The sequence below is a fragment of the Methylobacterium sp. Leaf87 genome (genome assembly GCF_001422775.1).
Classification (GTDB): Bacteria; Pseudomonadota; Alphaproteobacteria; order Rhizobiales; family Beijerinckiaceae; genus Methylobacterium.
Genome location: NZ_LMMI01000005.1, coordinates 159,451 through 174,802 on the forward strand (window position 1 = coordinate 159,451; position 15,352 = coordinate 174,802).

At 61.7% G+C, this 15,352-nt stretch carries 15 protein-coding genes and 1 tRNA gene; 8 read left to right on the forward strand and 8 right to left on the reverse strand.

Going from position 1 to position 15,352, the window contains the following annotated elements; all coding sequences use genetic code 11:
* Nucleotides 1-642: 642 nt before the first annotated feature.
* From bcsS to ASF22_RS05230, 4 genes are all read right to left on the reverse strand, one after another.
* Entirely contained in the window at nt 643-1,419 is a 777-nt protein-coding gene (bcsS, locus tag ASF22_RS05215; protein ID WP_056173566.1) for a cellulose biosynthesis protein BcsS, read from the reverse strand.
* A 354-nt stretch (nt 1,420-1,773) separates the two neighbouring features.
* Nucleotides 1,774-4,185 carry a response regulator gene (locus ASF22_RS05220; protein ID WP_056262131.1) on the reverse strand — a complete coding sequence of 804 codons (2,412 nt, stop codon included), beginning with the start codon at nt 4,183-4,185 and terminating at the stop codon, nt 1,774-1,776.
* A 265-nt stretch (nt 4,186-4,450) separates the two neighbouring features.
* A complete protein-coding gene (locus tag ASF22_RS25290; RefSeq protein WP_156647607.1) occupies nt 4,451-5,506 on the reverse strand; it encodes a glycosyltransferase in 1,056 nt (351 codons plus the stop codon).
* Between the two features lie 166 nt (nt 5,507-5,672).
* The gene (locus ASF22_RS05230; protein WP_056262136.1) at nt 5,673-5,888 is read right to left on the reverse strand and encodes a hypothetical protein; all 216 of its coding nucleotides are present in this window, start codon (nt 5,886-5,888) and stop codon (nt 5,673-5,675) included.
* A 727-nt stretch (nt 5,889-6,615) separates the two neighbouring features.
* On the opposite strand from ASF22_RS05230, the gene ASF22_RS05235 reads away from it, so the two are divergent.
* Complete coding sequence (locus ASF22_RS05235; RefSeq protein ID WP_056262139.1) at nt 6,616-6,816, forward strand: hypothetical protein; 201 nt, start codon at nt 6,616-6,618, stop codon at nt 6,814-6,816.
* 728 nt (nt 6,817-7,544) lie between these two features.
* On the opposite strand, the gene ASF22_RS05240 is transcribed toward ASF22_RS05235, so the two are convergent.
* Nucleotides 7,545-7,745 carry an Rmf/CrpP family protein gene (locus ASF22_RS05240; protein WP_056173544.1) on the reverse strand — a complete coding sequence of 67 codons (201 nt, stop codon included), beginning with the start codon at nt 7,743-7,745 and terminating at the stop codon, nt 7,545-7,547.
* Between the two features lie 497 nt (nt 7,746-8,242).
* Here ASF22_RS05240 and ASF22_RS25160 point away from each other — a divergent pair, with 497 nt between their 5' ends.
* The 5 genes from ASF22_RS25160 to ASF22_RS05270 all read left to right on the forward strand — a co-directional run bounded on the left by ASF22_RS25160 (nt 8,243) and on the right by ASF22_RS05270 (nt 11,676).
* On the forward strand, nt 8,243-8,374 hold the full coding sequence (locus ASF22_RS25160; protein ID WP_274533798.1) for a hypothetical protein: 132 nt from the start codon (nt 8,243-8,245) through the stop codon (nt 8,372-8,374).
* A gap of 347 nt (nt 8,375-8,721) precedes the next feature.
* On the forward strand, nt 8,722-8,922 hold the full coding sequence (locus ASF22_RS05245; protein WP_056262143.1) for a hypothetical protein: 201 nt from the start codon (nt 8,722-8,724) through the stop codon (nt 8,920-8,922).
* A 147-nt stretch (nt 8,923-9,069) separates the two neighbouring features.
* A complete protein-coding gene (locus ASF22_RS05250; RefSeq protein WP_056173536.1) occupies nt 9,070-9,291 on the forward strand; it encodes a hypothetical protein in 222 nt (73 codons plus the stop codon).
* 478 nt (nt 9,292-9,769) lie between these two features.
* Nucleotides 9,770-10,039: a hypothetical protein gene (locus tag ASF22_RS05260; RefSeq protein ID WP_156647608.1), complete on the forward strand. Its 270-nt coding sequence runs from the start codon at nt 9,770-9,772 to the stop codon at nt 10,037-10,039.
* Between the two features lie 1,439 nt (nt 10,040-11,478).
* The gene (locus ASF22_RS05270) at nt 11,479-11,676 is read left to right on the forward strand and encodes a hypothetical protein (protein WP_156647609.1); all 198 of its coding nucleotides are present in this window, start codon (nt 11,479-11,481) and stop codon (nt 11,674-11,676) included.
* Between the two features lie 74 nt (nt 11,677-11,750).
* Here the strand turns inward: ASF22_RS05270 and ASF22_RS23605 are convergent, their stop codons facing one another.
* Nucleotides 11,751-12,605 (reverse strand): hypothetical protein, encoded by an 855-nt coding sequence (locus tag ASF22_RS23605; RefSeq protein ID WP_156647610.1) that lies wholly within the window; start codon nt 12,603-12,605, stop codon nt 11,751-11,753.
* A gap of 124 nt (nt 12,606-12,729) precedes the next feature.
* On the opposite strand from ASF22_RS23605, the gene ASF22_RS05275 reads away from it, so the two are divergent.
* Nucleotides 12,730-13,218 carry a hypothetical protein gene (locus ASF22_RS05275; RefSeq protein ID WP_056262156.1) on the forward strand — a complete coding sequence of 163 codons (489 nt, stop codon included), beginning with the start codon at nt 12,730-12,732 and terminating at the stop codon, nt 13,216-13,218.
* Between the two features lie 390 nt (nt 13,219-13,608).
* Here the strand turns inward: ASF22_RS05275 and ASF22_RS23610 are convergent, their stop codons facing one another.
* Nucleotides 13,609-13,995 carry a hypothetical protein gene (locus ASF22_RS23610; protein ID WP_156647611.1) on the reverse strand — a complete coding sequence of 129 codons (387 nt, stop codon included), beginning with the start codon at nt 13,993-13,995 and terminating at the stop codon, nt 13,609-13,611.
* Between the two features lie 93 nt (nt 13,996-14,088).
* Nucleotides 14,089-14,164: transfer RNA gene (locus ASF22_RS05280), tRNA-Lys, on the reverse strand.
* Nucleotides 14,165-14,286: 122 nt separating this feature from the next.
* On the opposite strand from ASF22_RS05280, the gene ASF22_RS05285 reads away from it, so the two are divergent.
* A complete protein-coding gene (locus tag ASF22_RS05285; protein WP_056262159.1) occupies nt 14,287-15,351 on the forward strand; it encodes a hypothetical protein in 1,065 nt (354 codons plus the stop codon).
* The last annotated feature ends 1 nt before the right edge of the window (nt 15,352 follow it).

The window sequence follows — 15,352 nt, forward strand, 5'->3', positions numbered from 1 at the left end:
CTTCGCCCACCGGACCTCGGTATGGCTCCGGGTTCTTTCCAAAGAGGCATGAAAGCCGGTTAATCAGGGCTTGTTTGCGTCGATGGACAAGCGCCGACAGTCGTCCTCGGGGCAGCCAGAAGGATCTGGAGCGGTCGCGTACGACCCGGACGGATCGGACACCGTCAAATTCGCGAAGGTGTCGATTTGCCAGAACGATGAATGCACGACGGCGATGCGAGGAGAGGATAGGTCCAGGATACGGAATCTATGACGTCGCGAGGGAATTCCCGGGCCCGACGATTGTTTTTCCCCCTGGTTGCAGCGGAAACGTCTCGCAAGGGCGCAACGGCGATCTGACAATCGGCCTCGGATGAAGAAATGTCTTGTGCGCTGCACAGTAAGGCGGTGACGGCGCCGGCGCCGGGCGATCGATGGAGGTCGAGCCGTCCGGGCATTCGGTGCCTGTGGTAGAATGTCGCTGCACGGTGCGAGGGTACCCGGACCCGAGCGCGTGTCACGCGAGCGATGCCGCCGCGGGGACCGATTCGGGTGGCGAACGCGTCCGACAAGATCGCAGACGTGTCGTCAGATCCACGCGATACTCGAGCGGTCCGGATCCGATTCGGCGGATATGACGCCCGGCCGTGCGCCGAGATCCCCTCAGAACTGCATGCGTGCTTCGAGACTCGAATAGTAGCCGCTGCCCTGGATGCGATCCTGGACGAAGCCCGCCGCCACCGACATCGCCACGGGCCCGAACCGGACGCCGGTCAGGTGCGCGCCGATACGGTACTGCCGGAAGAAATCGTCGCCGAGGAACAGGGCCTCCGGGCCGAGATAGACGCCGTCGGCGACCATGTAGCCGGCCCGGACACGGGAGTAATAGGCGTTGAACTTGGTCGAGTACGAGCCATAGGCCGAGACCATGGTCCGGTCCGTGGGGGTGGCGTAGAAATTGGCCGCGACCTTGAGGCCGACCCCGGTTCCGACGACGGGGTTGCCCGGATCGGCGATGGAAAGCTGGTTGCTGCGGACGTTGAAGCCGAGATAGCCGGCCAGTGCCGCATCGGCCCAGATCCACTCGTAGCCGAGCAGGCCCGCGCCCTCCTGCTGGTAACCGGTGACGCGCTGCGCGACGCCCTGTCCTGGATAGGAGTAGGTCCCCGCAGTGCCGTCGATGCGCACGCGCGGCCCGCTCTGGGTCAGGGTTCCGGCAGCGGCGATGGTCCCCGTCACCGAGCCGAAGGCGGAGCTGTTCGAGGTGACGCTGGTGGACCCGTCCACGGCGACGCGCCAGCTGTCGTCGATGCCTTGCGCCTCGGCGCCGGTGTACCACTCGGTGCTGGTGGTGCGGGGATTGGGAAGATCGGCGGCGAACACGGTCGCCGGAAAAGCGACGAGGGTGCCGAGAACGGCGGACGCCTTCAGGCCATGCATGGATCGAAGCTCGCTTTGTGCCTGCGAAAACCTGGGCTCAGATTCCTGAGAACCGCACGGTCCGATTCATGATCGATGAAGGTTAATATCCGTCTGCCGCTCAAAGTCTTCCAGAGCGCGGCCTGTGTCGTCCTGAGACATCGATGAGCATTCATGGACGGATGGCCGGTCGTACCATCGACGTACCCGACAGCTGCGCACGGCGAATGCCACAAGGCAGTGCGACCGGCGAGGCGCATGCGGTACGGGCGAAACCGGACCGGCGTTCTGGCGGGTGAACGACATGGCCGCCTGGACCGGCCGTCGAGGCATCCCTGTCCCCCGGGCCGGTATCCCGGGGTGGCCGATCCCGTTTCAGGCAGCGTGGGCCAGGGGGGCCGCGGCGATGGCCGAGAGGATGGCGGCGAGGTCTTCCTCGCGGAACGGCTTGTCGAGCTGGAGGAACCGGCGGGCGGTGGCCGGCAGGTGGCCATGCGGTCCGGCAATGATGACGCGCACCCCCGGATGACGCTCGACCACCGTCGCGGCGAGTTGCAGGCCGGACATCACCGGCATGGCGTAATCGGTGATCATCGCGTCGAAGGCACCGTCCCGCATGAGCGCTTCGAGGGCATGTGCACCGGAGGCCGCCTGGACGACAGCATGGCCGAGATCGGTCAGCACCTCGGCGAGGCACGCCCGGACGAGACTGTCGCTCTCGACGAGGAGCACGCGTAGCAGGCGCGTCGCGCCAGCCCGCTCTGGGGCGGCCTCCGCGCGACGAGCCTCGGCCGGAAGCCAGAGGTCGGCGAGGAAGGGCTCGGCCCCCGACCCGTCCGATTGGATCGCGAAGCGGCCGCCGATTCCCGCGACCAGTTCCGCCACCGCCTCCAGCGGCGCGACCCCGGCCGGGGGCGATGGGCGTTGCCGTGCCGGGCGGCCGCTGGCCACGACGAGGCGGACATAGCGGCCCGCCAGGAGGCCGGGGAGGATCTCGGACTCGGTCTCGTGCGCGCTGCCCGCGACGGCGAACCCGTCGAAGCCGCAATCGCGGAAGTGGAAGGCGAGGTTGAGGAGTACGACCTCGATGACGGGTTCGCTGCAGCGCACGGTGGGCAGGTCGGCCGCCAAGCGGTTCATGACCGGCATCTCACCGAGCACCTGCGCCTGTAGGAACGGCAGGAACGACGCCACCGTCGCTGCGATGTCGGCCTCCGCGAGGCTTCCCTTGTCCGAACGGACCAGCCCGGCCATCCGGCGTGTCAGGGCGGCCCCGCGCGCGGCGCCGGCCAGGGCCCCATCCACCAGCCGCGCTTCGGCCGTGCCGAGGGCATGCCGCCGCTTCAGGATGCCGAGATTGGCCGTCACCACGGTGAGGGCGTTGTTGACGTCGTGGACGATGCCGTCGGTGACCCGTCGGAGGGGCGCGTCGCGCCGCCGCTCGTTGACGGCGGCCGTCGGCTCGTGGCTGTCGTCCATTTCGCGGCTGAGGGCGAGGAGCCGGACACCGCCCTCCTCCGGGGCTTCGCCGCGCCGGAAGCGCACGAGGAGGCGGCGCTCTCCGCCCTCCGGGCCCGCATGGGAGGTGCGCAGCACCACGTCGTGCGGACCGTCCTCGGCCATGGCGGCCTCCATGGTCAGCCGCATCAGGGCGCGATCGGCCGGAAGAATGCCGTCGATCAGTTCGTCCAGCGCAATCGAGCGGTCGCCGGCGAGTCCGGTCTCGTGGCTGGGGTCCGTCCAGATCACCTGCCGGGTCGAGGGATCGACCTCCCACAGGGTCCAGCCCGACATGGCCTCGAAGGTGCGCAGGCGTGCGCGGATCCGGCCGAGCCCCGTGCGGGCATCCCGCGTCCCGCGATCGTCGCGCGGTGCGAGGGAGTCGCGTGCCCGCTCGAGGTCGTCGATCTCGGTGATCCGTGCCGCCTCGTCGGGTGCCGAAACGGTGTCGAGGGGGCGGGCCAGGCGCCGCAGGCGCCGGGCGGGATGCATCGCGACGGCGTAGCCCAGTCCCGTGCCGCCGAAGATCATGGTGAGGACGAGGAGTGCGAATGTCCGGTCCGGGAGCCGGACGCTCGCGGGCGCCGGCGCCATCACCGAGGTGACCGCCCAGCCGGTGCTCGCCAATCCCTGAGCGCCGCTGGTCTGCGCCGTGGCTTCGACGGCGCCGTCGGGCAGCGGACGCGGAGGGGCGACACCCGAGAGCGGGATTCCGTCCGCACCCGTCACGCTGAGGGCGAGTCGGGATGTGGACACGGCGAGGCCGTCGCGCACGCGGGCTTCCAGTTCGCCGAACCAAGCCGGTCCGACGCGCAGCACGAGATGATCGCCGCCCAGTGCGACGCTGAGATGAACGGCGCCGCGCTCCGTCGCCACGGCGATGTCGGCCCCGCGGGCTCGACGGAACCAAGCCTGACCCACCGGCGCGCTGCCACCGCCGCCGGAGACCCGCACGGCACCGTCGGCACCCACCAGCATCGCGTCGGCGTAGGTTGGATGGAGGCCGAGCCATTGGCGCAGGGTGTCGCCGCGCCGCTCGTCGTCCGCCCCCGGCTCGCCCACCTTCAGGAGCATGGCTGCCGAACGGGCATCGGTCTCGACGGATTTCAATCCGAGGTCGATCGCTCCCGCGAGGTTGCGTGCCGCGAGGCGCGCGGTCTCCCGCATCTCGAGGGATTCCCGGCCGGTGGGCAGAATCAGCCACGCGCCGACGCAGGCGAGGCCCGCCACGAGTCCGACCTGGACGCCGTTCACGACCTTCAGCGAGATCCGCAATCGCTCGAGCATGAGTATCCGGTTCCACCGCAATCGGGCGCGAAGCGTCACCGACGCGCCTATATCTACCGGAGGCTGGAAGGGGCTAAGGACGCGTTAACAAGGCGCGTGGCGAAAGCAGAAGACACTCCGGCGCCCGATGATTCGGCCGGAATGGGGAGCATCGGTTGCCCGCTTCCCCCGGACGCCCGAAACGGCCTTCAGCCGGATCATCCAGCACGAGGCCGTCATGGGGCTGACCCGCAACCCGGACCCGTTGCGGCCATCGTTCGGGACTTCAGATAAAGAAACGCTCGCTGTTTTGCCGCTCGCTCCAATGATTGTTCGGTTTCCGGTACGTGTAGAATGCCGCCACTTCGAACCCGGAATCCGTTTCGTTTTTCATGAAATGAACGAATATCTTGTCACGATACTCGGCTTTGATCTCAGGCCGAGGAAGTGACTGATCGAAGTATGCCTGTATGATGACGTAAGTGCCGGTCATCTCGAAAAGTCCATAGGGAACATAGGCGGCGGTCGCGTCTTCTTTTTTCTTATGTTCCAGGACGTTCGCTATCATCCGATCAAGAACCAGATCGATGTACGGGGAGTTCTTTCGTGCAGCCAGAACCCCGTTCATGAGGTCGAAATCCGTAACCTTCGTCATGCTCCAGCCTTTGCCGAACAGGATCAGGTCGTGAGAATTCAGCTTATCGAGCGTCTCCATCAATTGTGCAGGAGACGTCGGCCCGACATGCGCGTCGATATAGAAGCCACCGTATTCGCGTAGGAGGAAAAAGCGGGCGATGTCCGATTTGGCGGAAGGCAGACGAATAGCTTTGAAGATCGGCACAAATGCCTGCGGCATCAATGGTACGACATCGTCATCGGAAAAGACTGTGAACTTCGGGTAGATGGCACGCCAAGCCGGCGCTGCCGGAGGCTCCTTCAGATCCTGACTCACCCAATACATGAAAACCATACTGTTTTCGGCATGAGAATTGAGCAGCGGGTTGTCTCTAACGTATTGATGTCGTGCTACGGGTGCGGGGGAATGGGATTCCTTCTCCCATCCTTTCCGACCTTCTGCCAATCCATGACCGAGAAAGTGCACCAGCGGATTCAGACCGCTCGCTTTGACATCGGGATTCGCCGCGAGATACCCGTCGCCACTGAAGCCGCGGCTTGGATCTCGCCCCTCTTTCCATCCATGCGTCAGATAGTGCTGCAGCGGGGTGCCCGAGAATTGTCTGACATCGGCATAGGCAGCGAGGTAAAACGTCTCGTCGAATCCTGGCATTCGGCTCGCCGGAAAGTCGGAATCGAGTTTTCGTGTGAAGTTTCGTAGTCTCATCGGCGATCTCGTAGCGCAGAGCGCAGCGCGTTGGAACCACCCACCAATCCGGAAGCGGGAAGCCGCGTGCCGGTCCCGGTCCCGGTCGCTGACGCCTTGCCTGAGGCCCGGTGGTTCTCTGAACCGTCGTGAATTTCGGGCCGATCCGCTCTCGGCCGAATAAGGTTTAAAGCCGGACGCGCCTCAACTCGGTGCCGCTGTCGTCGCAGATGACGAGATGCCAACCGATGTAAAGTGTTCGGGTCATACCTATGAATCTCAGTTCATCGATGGCCGACACAGCCTGAGCGATTGCGTGATCGAGATCGTCTGTTTCGACGCCGATCTCATCTCGGAATACTGTTTGATCATCTTCAAGGTCAAAGCGGTAGCGCGTCGGCACGTTGGTGTCTCTGGATTGAGGTATTACATCACTCTTCCTCACCTTAGCGCATTATGGGGAAGAACGCATTGTTTGACCGATGCGGAACCTTGATGTTTTTCGATCTTGTATCCTTATTGGTTCCCTCCTGCGTAAGTTCGATGACGGCGGACGAACCCGAGCTCCACGGTTGGGCGTTGCTGTTGGCATCGCCCGTTTCGAAGGTTGGAGGGCACATTTTCGTGTGCTTCTGATATATGTGAATGCCGAGGGCGCCATCTGGTCGCATCTTCCAATGACTATAGAAATCCGTCGGGGCTCGGGATCTGTTTTATTGGGCTGGACCAATGTTCAATTCGCCATCGCCGTAGTGTAAGTATCTTTTGACCGAGTTGTTACTTTATTAATTATATAAATAATAGTTCGGTATGATCTGTCTGGGCGTATCGCTATGTTTTTTGAAAAAACGCTCAAAAACAATTCGTCAATAAGAGAAATTTGATCATCAATATTTGAATATTCAAATTGCGCGATGATTTGTCTCTCCGGAATGTTATTAATTTCTGAAACGGTTCCATGAGTCGGATTAGCGAGAGATCAAAATCGTGACAGGCGCCATTGTGCAAGGCGGTTGTCTTGTCGATTTCAAGGTTGAGCGCCTGTAATATTTGCACTGATATTTCCGAGAACGTCGCCGCGCAATCGTGGTGGCGCAAAAGAGCGCAACGCCTTGAGCGAGGGAGAAACGATGTCCGATCCGCAGGATGGTAAGGAACTGGACGCTGCGACCCGTGAGCGGCTCGGTCGACTCACGCTCGCCCTCGCGGAGGACATCTTCGATTCGGGGGACGCCCACCTTGCCACGCTGATGCGTGTGTTGATGAAGGAGGTCGGCCGGGTGATCACGCGGAACCTCGACGACCCTCAGAACGAGTACTGGACCCAGTAGCGCTATTCGGCGAGCCCGATCGGACGGCTTCGGAAAAGCCCGCCGCAGCCGGAGCTGGGCGGGTGGAGGTAGCGTCTCACGAAGCGTCCCCTGTGGGGAGAAAGCGCTTTGGCAGAGAACGCCGCAGCTGCGAATCACACGGGTTATTTCTCGCTGCGTTTCGGATGCGGATCCCGTTTCAACGGTCTCGTGTCTTGGTCGTCCGAGAATCCTGCGTCTTGTTCCCATCGGCTGCGGGTGAGGCGCCTGGAACGCCCGTATTCCCGGAACCGCCACCCATCTCACCGGCCTTCATTTGCTCACCCTTATGCATCTCACCGGCCGTGCCCGCCGGTGAAGTCCTTGAGCGGACCGTCGTCTCGGGTTCCTGTGCATTCGATATCCCCCCCGCTGACAATCAGAAAAGCCAAGGCAAAAACATAGGTTACAATCTTCGGTATTTTGTTCTCCATGTGCGGTAGTATTAAAATTCGTTCGAAAAATTATTGTTCAAATAGATCTTAGTGGATCAAACAATTATAAGATATTATTAGGGAATACGGATCTGGTCTGACGTCGATCCATTTCAGCGGGTGGCAACCTATGGTGGCCGGGTCTCTTCCATGTCCGCCTTACTGTTTGAGCAATTCGTGTCTCCCCCTCCCTCGGCTTTTCGCTCGAACCGAGTCACAAAAAGCCCGCCGCGGATCGCTCCGGGCGGGTGAGGAGAAGAGAACGCGTGGCGCGTGCTACTCGGCTGCCTTCTGCGGGTCGATCGTTCCGGATTCCGTCCCGGTATCGTCGGTCGCGGCCTCGTCGAAGGCCTGCATCCACGCAACGTAATCCGCAGTGCCTTCGGTGTAGGGGCAGGCCTCTCGGCTCCTGCCGTTGAGGCGGGCGTTCCGACCCTTGATGAAGGGACTGTCACTCGCGGTGGCACCGTAGCTCATGTCATCATCTCCTTGGCGATCTGGAGTTCGCCGGGGGAAACGCGAAATCCGCCGAAGAGGATCATTGGAACTCAGCGCGTGCGACGAAAAACCCGCCGGGCTTCGCGCCGGGCGGGTGAAGTCGGGTCGACGAAAGAACCCCTTGGGAGGGGTATTCGTTCGTCGCAGCGGTTGTGTCGGATGCCAAGGCCCTTCCCATTCACGAGTTCGCCAGCGTTCGCGTTCGAAGAGCACAAGACATCGTCGCGAACTCGATCCTGGTCGTCGGCCGCGATGCGACTGCCGGCCGTCCGTTTGTGCCGTGAATCGTTCCACGTGTAGGTCTTAGCAAGAACGACGCTCCCGATTACGACAATAGGCTCCGCCAGGCACGGCCGAGGCGCTGCGGTGAAGGCGCACCGAAACGTGAAGGTAGCCGCTCGGGGCGGCCCTATTTATACCAGTACTAAAGTACTAGATGACGTGGTGGGCTCCAAGGCCTCACGTGGGACGCAGCCATGATCGACGACCACGCTCCGACCGGCATCCGCCGCCAACTTCTCGTGTGGCTCGCCTATATCCGTATTGGGTTCTGGGTGCTGAAGGGGGCAGCACACGGGAGCCTCTCTTTCGCGAAGCGGCGTTCCTGAACTCCCCGCGGCTGGGATCTCGCCACGCGAGCGGGCGTAGGCCCACCGTCCCGTGGGCGCTCGTTCAGGAGCCGCACTGCTTCGCGCCGTAACCGGCGCCAAGCCACCCCAAACGCTGCGTTCGGCGACCGGACTCTCGCCCTCTCGGCGGCAGAGGATGAATCTGGGCCGATCTCGCGCTCGGTCCATCGGTGGGAACGATCCACCGGTGCGGCGTCTGCGATGTGGGTTGCGGCGCAGGGTCGCCTGGGGTCGAAAGCCAGGAACGAGGCTCCTGACGTCGGGTTGGAAACATACACCGGCAGCCCTCCCGGCAGGGCCGACCCAGCCAAGCAACAGGAGTCCCCGTGTCGAACAAGCATTTGAAGTCCGAGACCCCAACGGACGCAGATCTCAAAGGAAATCCGGGTATCGGGCAATCCAAAGGGATGACCGGCCACGATTTCGAAGACATCGCGGCGGATTCTACCGTTGAGGGCGACATAGAGAACGAGACCAGGCCGGATGGCGGTATCGATCCGAACCATCGCGGGCATGGCAACCCCTGAGCGACGAGTTGCGGCGGTCGCCGACCGAGGCGCCGCCGTTGGCGAACCCCGAATTCCGTGGTCAGGCCGCGAGCGAGTCGTTCTAGACCCAGCCACCATCGGCCGATGCCCGCGCATCGTCTGTTCGATCTCGCAGGAGTGACAGTCATGAACGCGCAGAGCCGGTCCACTGCGACACCGCTCAAGACAACTCTGGACGTCGTCAACGCCGATTCTATACCTGTCGGCAGCCAGAGTTCTACGATTGAACCGCAGCACCGCGCCGGAGACACCGTCGATAAGGTCGATCAGGTCAGCAGCATCACCCTGCTGGGTCTGGCCATTGTCGGCGCGGGGGTGACGCTCGTGTTTCATTGGCTTCTGGGCTGATCTCTCGCGGACGCACGATCGTCTCCGCAGAAGCGGCGAGGCGATCGAGTCGCACCTGTTCGTCTGATCGTGTGGGCCCTCAGGGCGTTACTCAGGACCTTCCGTCAGCTGCCAAAGGGATCGATGACCCTCCACCCCGACACCCATGCAACCCGACTCGCGAACCAATCGCGCGGCACCGATGACGGGTTCGGCCGTCCGCTTCGGCCATCCTACGAGTCGGAGAACCATCCCGGCGACAAGGGCGTTCGAATCGTCAGTCTCGCTCTTCTCGGGATGACCGTCGTCGGAGCGATCGCGATGATCGGCTTCAATTGGACGACCGGCTGACGGCCATCCGGTCCACGACGGTAAAGACGTCCAGCGACAGCCGCGGCACCGATGATCGGCTAATAAGATGGAATGTCGTCGCGTTCCCAGCCGGGGCCGATCGAAAAAGCCCCGTGAAGCGTCGTTCGAGTGCCCCATAAGGAACGTCGTGCCGCGCCACGCATTCACTGAACAATCCGTGCAACCCTGGCATACCAAAGGGATCATCCGAATGCGGAACTACATCACGACCGACCATTTCGACTTCTCCGATGTGTCGATCGACGTCCGCCATACGCCGAGCGTCACGAATGGCAAGCGTCCCCTGGAGCTCGTCCGCGACGATCGCCGCGGCGAGGTCCGGGGATGGGACGACCTGCCGACCAAGATCGTTCCTCCGACGTCCGACTTCGAGGGCTTCGGTTCGTTCTCGGGCTAGACCGTCAGAATCTTCGCGGTCGGGAGGCTCAGTCTGGGCCGCGTTCGACGCGTGTTCGCGAAAGGACAGCGGAGAGATTTGGTTCGGTCTCGTGCTGCAATGCCGCTGGCGTGGATACAGGCCATGGCTTAAGCGATCGCGTTGAGGTGCACAGGGGAAAACCAGTGATGCGTGGGACGAAGCAAGTGTTGGGTGGCCTCATGCTGGCAGTCACCCTGGGAAGTACGCTATCAACTGCTGCGTCGGCCGACTGCTTGCGGTCCGTCCACAATCGCTCGCCCTATACCCTAGTCGTGACACTGAATGACGGGCTTTCGATGACCGTGCATCCAAGGTCGACCGGCGCGGTTCGGCTGTCCGGTCCAGGGAGCGTCGAGGTCGCGGCCTATTGTTCCGGCGCCGATGCGAGTGCCCCGATTCTCCGTCGGTCGTTCGATTATCTGGCCGTCCAGGACCGCTGCTTCTACGCCGTCGGGCACCCGTTCTTCGAGCGTGAGTTGGGTAATGGTTTCCTTCCGCGTGCGTCCGACACACCGTTTGCGCTGAACAATCCACGGCAGGGCGATCTCGTGTTGTTCGCCCGCGGATCAGAATGCTTGCCCACACGGTAGCCGCTGGTGCTTCGACCGTCCCAAACCGGAATGGAAGGCGGTCCGTTTCCCCTTCATGGTCAAGGAGATCACCATGTGGACCCTTCTCTAGGGCGACACCACCAATCAGGTGAGTGGGCAATGGAATCACGAGGAGCACGAGGGTTCGGAGAAGGCCCTCGCGGCTGCGAAGACGAAGATCGGCATGGGTTTGATCGCTCATTCCATTCACTCGCCCTCGGGGATCGCCTGGATGAGCGCCGATGAATTGAAGGGCGTGGCCGATAAGGCGGATGCGAAGGCGACGGGCTGAGCCGGTCCGTCTTCGCAGTCGTGCCGCGAAAGACGTCCTCGCTGACAATGATGCGTCCGGCATCGAACAGCCACGCACAGCGCGCCGCCATGATCCCGAGCGGGCCGGCCCTGAACGCGAGGATCGTATCCCCCTGCTGGATCCCGGCCATTTCCGTGGAACGATAGCCCGTCGGAACGATGTCGGCGAGCAGGATTGCTGCAGGTGCCGGTGACCCGGACCACGGCATCCTGCACGTATTCGCAGACTGGAACGGGCTTGTGATCGGCTTGAACTCGGCCGGGGCTGGGATCGTTCACCGCCGACATGCCGTCGCTCCTCATGCCGGATGGTGCGAAACTGGCCCAGACGGGGCGGGTTCTCCGATACATCGCCGAGCCGGAGCACAGCGAGCTCGCCCCGGCGCACCTTGGTCTTTTGTCGTAAATCCACACGCTGCCGTTCACGACACCCAGCCGGCTCCGTCGTTGCGGTGCGGACTCTGGCTCGGTGCCCCGTGTCACGACGGCCCGGTGTTCTCGCAGCCGCCGGCGAACATGAACACCAAGACCGAGGTGCACCTGCACGGCGCTCCTGCCGGGACCACCGTGTCTCAGACGGAAGGCGCCAACGGCCCGAGGATCGATATCGACATGATCAGCGATCAGATGGAGGCGCGTATGGCTGGTCGCGCATCGCAGGGACGTGGGTCGATCTCGGAAGCCATCCCGGGCGCACGTCGGCTGAGAGGGTAGAGAGGCCGTTATTGTTGCAGCGCATTGCGCGCTCAGCGAAACGACAGCATTATCTTAAGATAAATCTGAAAAACTCAACGAGCGACCTCATATTTCCACAGTGCTTTCAGTACAAATTTAGAGTCGTTTATTATTCCTTCAAAAGGGAGGCCTTTGATTCTCAGGCTAGATAAGCGATTTGATTGATATAATTCATTATCAGTGATCTGTTCAAGCAAAATTATTCCCATTTCAATGATACGGTGCGCTTCATCATTGATCGCATTTAATTCAAGTTTTGTATCTTCGTCATTAGAAATAGCGCTACGGATAGCCCTTAGGTTGCTTGAGTATTGCTCGATGTAAAAATCAACAGTTGCGGCATCTGATTGCGATAGAGAGACGTTGCGCGTTACCTGTGTCAAGCCAATTGACCACCGCCTGGTGTCGACGTGTATATTTCGGTTTCCAAAAATTATTCGACAGTTTAAATAAAGGTCTAGACTGAAAGTCTCATAAATCGACTTCTGTTTAGTGCTTAATAGGGTGTCTTGCATAATATTTGTCTGTAAATTGCTTTCCAATGCGGACTTCTTTAGCTCCTCGCGCTGTTCATCGAAAACTTTACGGGTTTCTGCAAGTTCTTCACGTTGTAGCCGAAGCTCCTTTCTCTGAAGCTGCGTGGCAACGAACAGCCAAAGGAACGCTAGGGGCGCGAAGAAACCAGCCAGTACATCGCCGATGCTATTAAGGGGCAGGCGTGAAGGAGTTGCACCGGGCGGTTCTAGTAGTGATCCAACTTCGCTCCAGCGATCGTAGAGAACCAAGGCTCCAAACCCCAGATACACCGCAGTCAGTGCGTACCAAGGTATCAGGTTGTCGCTCCCTTTTGTGCGACCCGCCTTTGGATTTGTTTTTTTACTCGAAGCGCCGCTTGGCTCAGTGGTCACTCTGCCCCCCAAGAATTTAGTGCCCGACCGGACCCCGGCGAGTTCGGCGCGGGAATGCGCTGCCACCTATACGGAGCTATGGCGTCAACAAATGGATTTCGAACATGACTAACGGTCTCACGCCATGAATTTCCACATCATCCCGCCGCCCACTACCGCGCAGCCTCAACCGATGGCGTATCCCAAACCCCCGAAACCCTCGCAGAAGTTCGGACTCCAGGAGTTCGCCCGGATCTCGGGGGTCAAATCGCTCAAGCTGCAAAGCTGGCAGATACGCGGCGCGATGAAATTCGCTCCGATCGGCACCGGCAACGAGCGTCTCTATACGCTATGGGACGCGATCCACGCCGCCGTGATTCTCGAAATGACCAAGGTCGGCCTGTGCATCACCGCAGACGGTGCGGACCTGTCGAAATCCCTTGCGGGGTACGTACGGGTTCACCTGATGAAGCACGGGCACCTGGATGGCCTGCGCCCCGTCGTGCTGTGGTGGGATAAGGGCGACCTCCTGATGAACCTCGACCCTCAGCAGATCGAGCGAAGCGGCTCATACATCGTGTTCGGCTTGAGAGAGGTCGCGACTGGGGTGATCGCACGATACGTGCCTGGCTGATTGCACAGGCAGTTTCGGAATTGTTGGGGGCGCGCTCTTCGGGGCGCGCCCTTTTTGCGTTCAAGCCATCAAGGCTTGCCAGTCAGTGCGTCAAGAAGCCGGTTCGACGGTGTGTCATAAAACCAGTCCCACGCTTGCTTGGGCGCAAACCCGTCGACCAGCCAAGTGCTCTCGAATTTCGATATTTCAGCAATAATAAATAACCGCCCTGCGAAATGGATGTCAAATTGCGGACGGAGGTCTACGAAAAGTCCTATGGATTTGAAAAATATTACCCCCGGTATGTAGTTCCAATAGCCAATGATGCTTGGATTTGATCGCAGAAATGCAAGCAGCTTTATATGATCAATGGAAGTTTGATCAAAGCTTAGCGAGTATACTTTTAGCATGTCACCGATCCATGCTTTTAATACGTGTATTAGCCGATGGTTTCATGTCGATGGTTTTAATCGAGGTGTGATTTTCATCAAGGCCCAATTCAAGCCTTCTTGAGTCTAGCTGATACTTTTCAGACTGCAGGCGATCTGGCGCGCGAATCATAAAATAAAGATAAGCGACAGCGATGAGGGCGCCAAACGCCACCGCGAACCAGAACATCATGCGTGCGAGGTCATGATCAAATATCGCTACGGCACCCATTGTCGCCAAAATGCACGCCATGGGCCAAAGGAGAGGATTTAGGGCACTCTCAGTTTTCAGGGTCTCTGCACCGCTTTTCAATGCGGTGATACGCTGGACCAAGCCTGAATTATTGTTCGGAGGCTCTTGGGTATCCAATTTGCCCGCCTCCAAACACCCGAGGAGTTACCCGTCGCGTTACCCAGGTCCTAGTGAGCCGAGCCGGAAGCCCGATTAACTCATTGAAATGTTTGGTGAGCGCGTTGGGGTTCGAACCCAAGACCTACAGATTAAAAGTCCGTTGCTCTACCAGCTGAGCTACGCGCTCGCGTCCGTGGCGGGGGCATTGGGGCCCGGGTCCGTCGGGAGGCGACGCCCGCAATAGGGGCTCGACGGGTGGGGGTCAACCGCGCCAAACCGCCTTCCTGTGGGCGTGGCGGTTGGGATGTGATGAGCGCAGTGGCGGAACGGGAGTGGCGGGCAGGAGCCTGGCAGGGGTTCGCCCGGGTGTTCGGCCTGTCGGTCGCCGGCTTCGGGCTGGCGGCGTTCGGGTTCGTCGCCGTGCTCGACCCCTATGGCCTGCGGGTCGGGCCCGGGCGGGTGCCGGCGCCCTTGATGGATGGCAACCAGCGCTTCATGTACCCCCAGGTCGCCCGCAGCGGCCTCTACGACGCGGCGGTCTTCGGTTCCTCCACGTCACGGCTCCTCGATCCGGATCGGCTCGGACCCGTGCTCGGCGGCCGCTTCGCCAACTTCGCCATGAACGCCGCGACGCCGTTCGAACAGATGTCCATTGCCCGGGTCTTCCTGCGGTACGCCGCGCCGAAAGTCGTGGTGTTCGGCCTCGACGCCAATTGGTGCGCGGCCGATGCCGACACGAAGCGCCTCACGTTCCGGCCGTTCCCCGCCTGGCTCTACGCGGAGGGGGCACCCTGGGGCGTCCTGCGGCAGCTCAACGGGCAGGGCCTCGCCGCGGCCTGGCGGGTGGCGCTGGCCCGCTGGGCCGGCGTGCCGCCGCGGCTGCGGGCGGACGGCTATGCCGTCTTCACGCCGCCCGAGGCGGGCTACGACGCCCGCCGCGCCGCGGCCCATATCCATGGCGGCGGCGCGGCGATGCCCGAGGCGGCCCCGGTCGATCCGCCGGTCGATGCCGTGGCGGCGCCGATGCCGGCGCTGGGCTGGCTCGACGATCTCCTCGGTGCGATGCCGCCGGACACGCGCAAGGTGCTCGCCTTCATGCCGGTGCACGTGGCGGCGCAGGGTCTGCCCGGCACGGCCAAGGGCGCGCGGGAGGCGGCCTGCAAGGCGCGGGTCGCCGCGATCGGCGCCCGGCGCGGCGCCCGCGTGGTGGACTTCCGAATCCCATCCCCGGTGACGACCGAGGACACGAATTACTGGGACGCCCTTCATTACAGGCTGCCCATCGCCGAACGCATCGTCACCGCCCTGGGGGCTGCCGTCGCGACGGGCACCGACGATCCGGACGGCTTCTACAGGGTTTTGCCCCGCCCCTGAG

What these genes read in the sequence shown, in the direction of transcription:
- ASF22_RS05250 (WP_056173536.1), top strand. Translation starts at nt 9,070, where the DNA reads ATGAACGCGCAGAGCCGGTCCACTGCGACACCGCTCAAGACAACTCTG.
- ASF22_RS05270 (WP_156647609.1), top strand. Translation starts at nt 11,479, where the DNA reads ATGAACACCAAGACCGAGGTGCACCTGCACGGCGCTCCTGCCGGGACC.
- ASF22_RS25290 (WP_156647607.1), bottom strand. Translation starts at nt 5,506, where the DNA reads ATGAGACTACGAAACTTCACACGAAAACTCGATTCCGACTTTCCGGCG.
- ASF22_RS05240 (WP_056173544.1), bottom strand. Translation starts at nt 7,745, where the DNA reads ATGAGCTACGGTGCCACCGCGAGTGACAGTCCCTTCATCAAGGGTCGG.
- ASF22_RS05275 (WP_056262156.1), top strand. Translation starts at nt 12,730, where the DNA reads ATGAATTTCCACATCATCCCGCCGCCCACTACCGCGCAGCCTCAACCG.
- ASF22_RS05220 (WP_056262131.1), bottom strand. Translation starts at nt 4,185, where the DNA reads ATGCTCGAGCGATTGCGGATCTCGCTGAAGGTCGTGAACGGCGTCCAG.
- ASF22_RS05235 (WP_056262139.1), top strand. Translation starts at nt 6,616, where the DNA reads ATGTCCGATCCGCAGGATGGTAAGGAACTGGACGCTGCGACCCGTGAG.
- ASF22_RS25160 (WP_274533798.1), top strand. Translation starts at nt 8,243, where the DNA reads ATGATCGACGACCACGCTCCGACCGGCATCCGCCGCCAACTTCTCGTG.
- bcsS (WP_056173566.1), bottom strand. Translation starts at nt 1,419, where the DNA reads ATGCATGGCCTGAAGGCGTCCGCCGTTCTCGGCACCCTCGTCGCTTTT.
- ASF22_RS05285 (WP_056262159.1), top strand. Translation starts at nt 14,287, where the DNA reads ATGAGCGCAGTGGCGGAACGGGAGTGGCGGGCAGGAGCCTGGCAGGGG.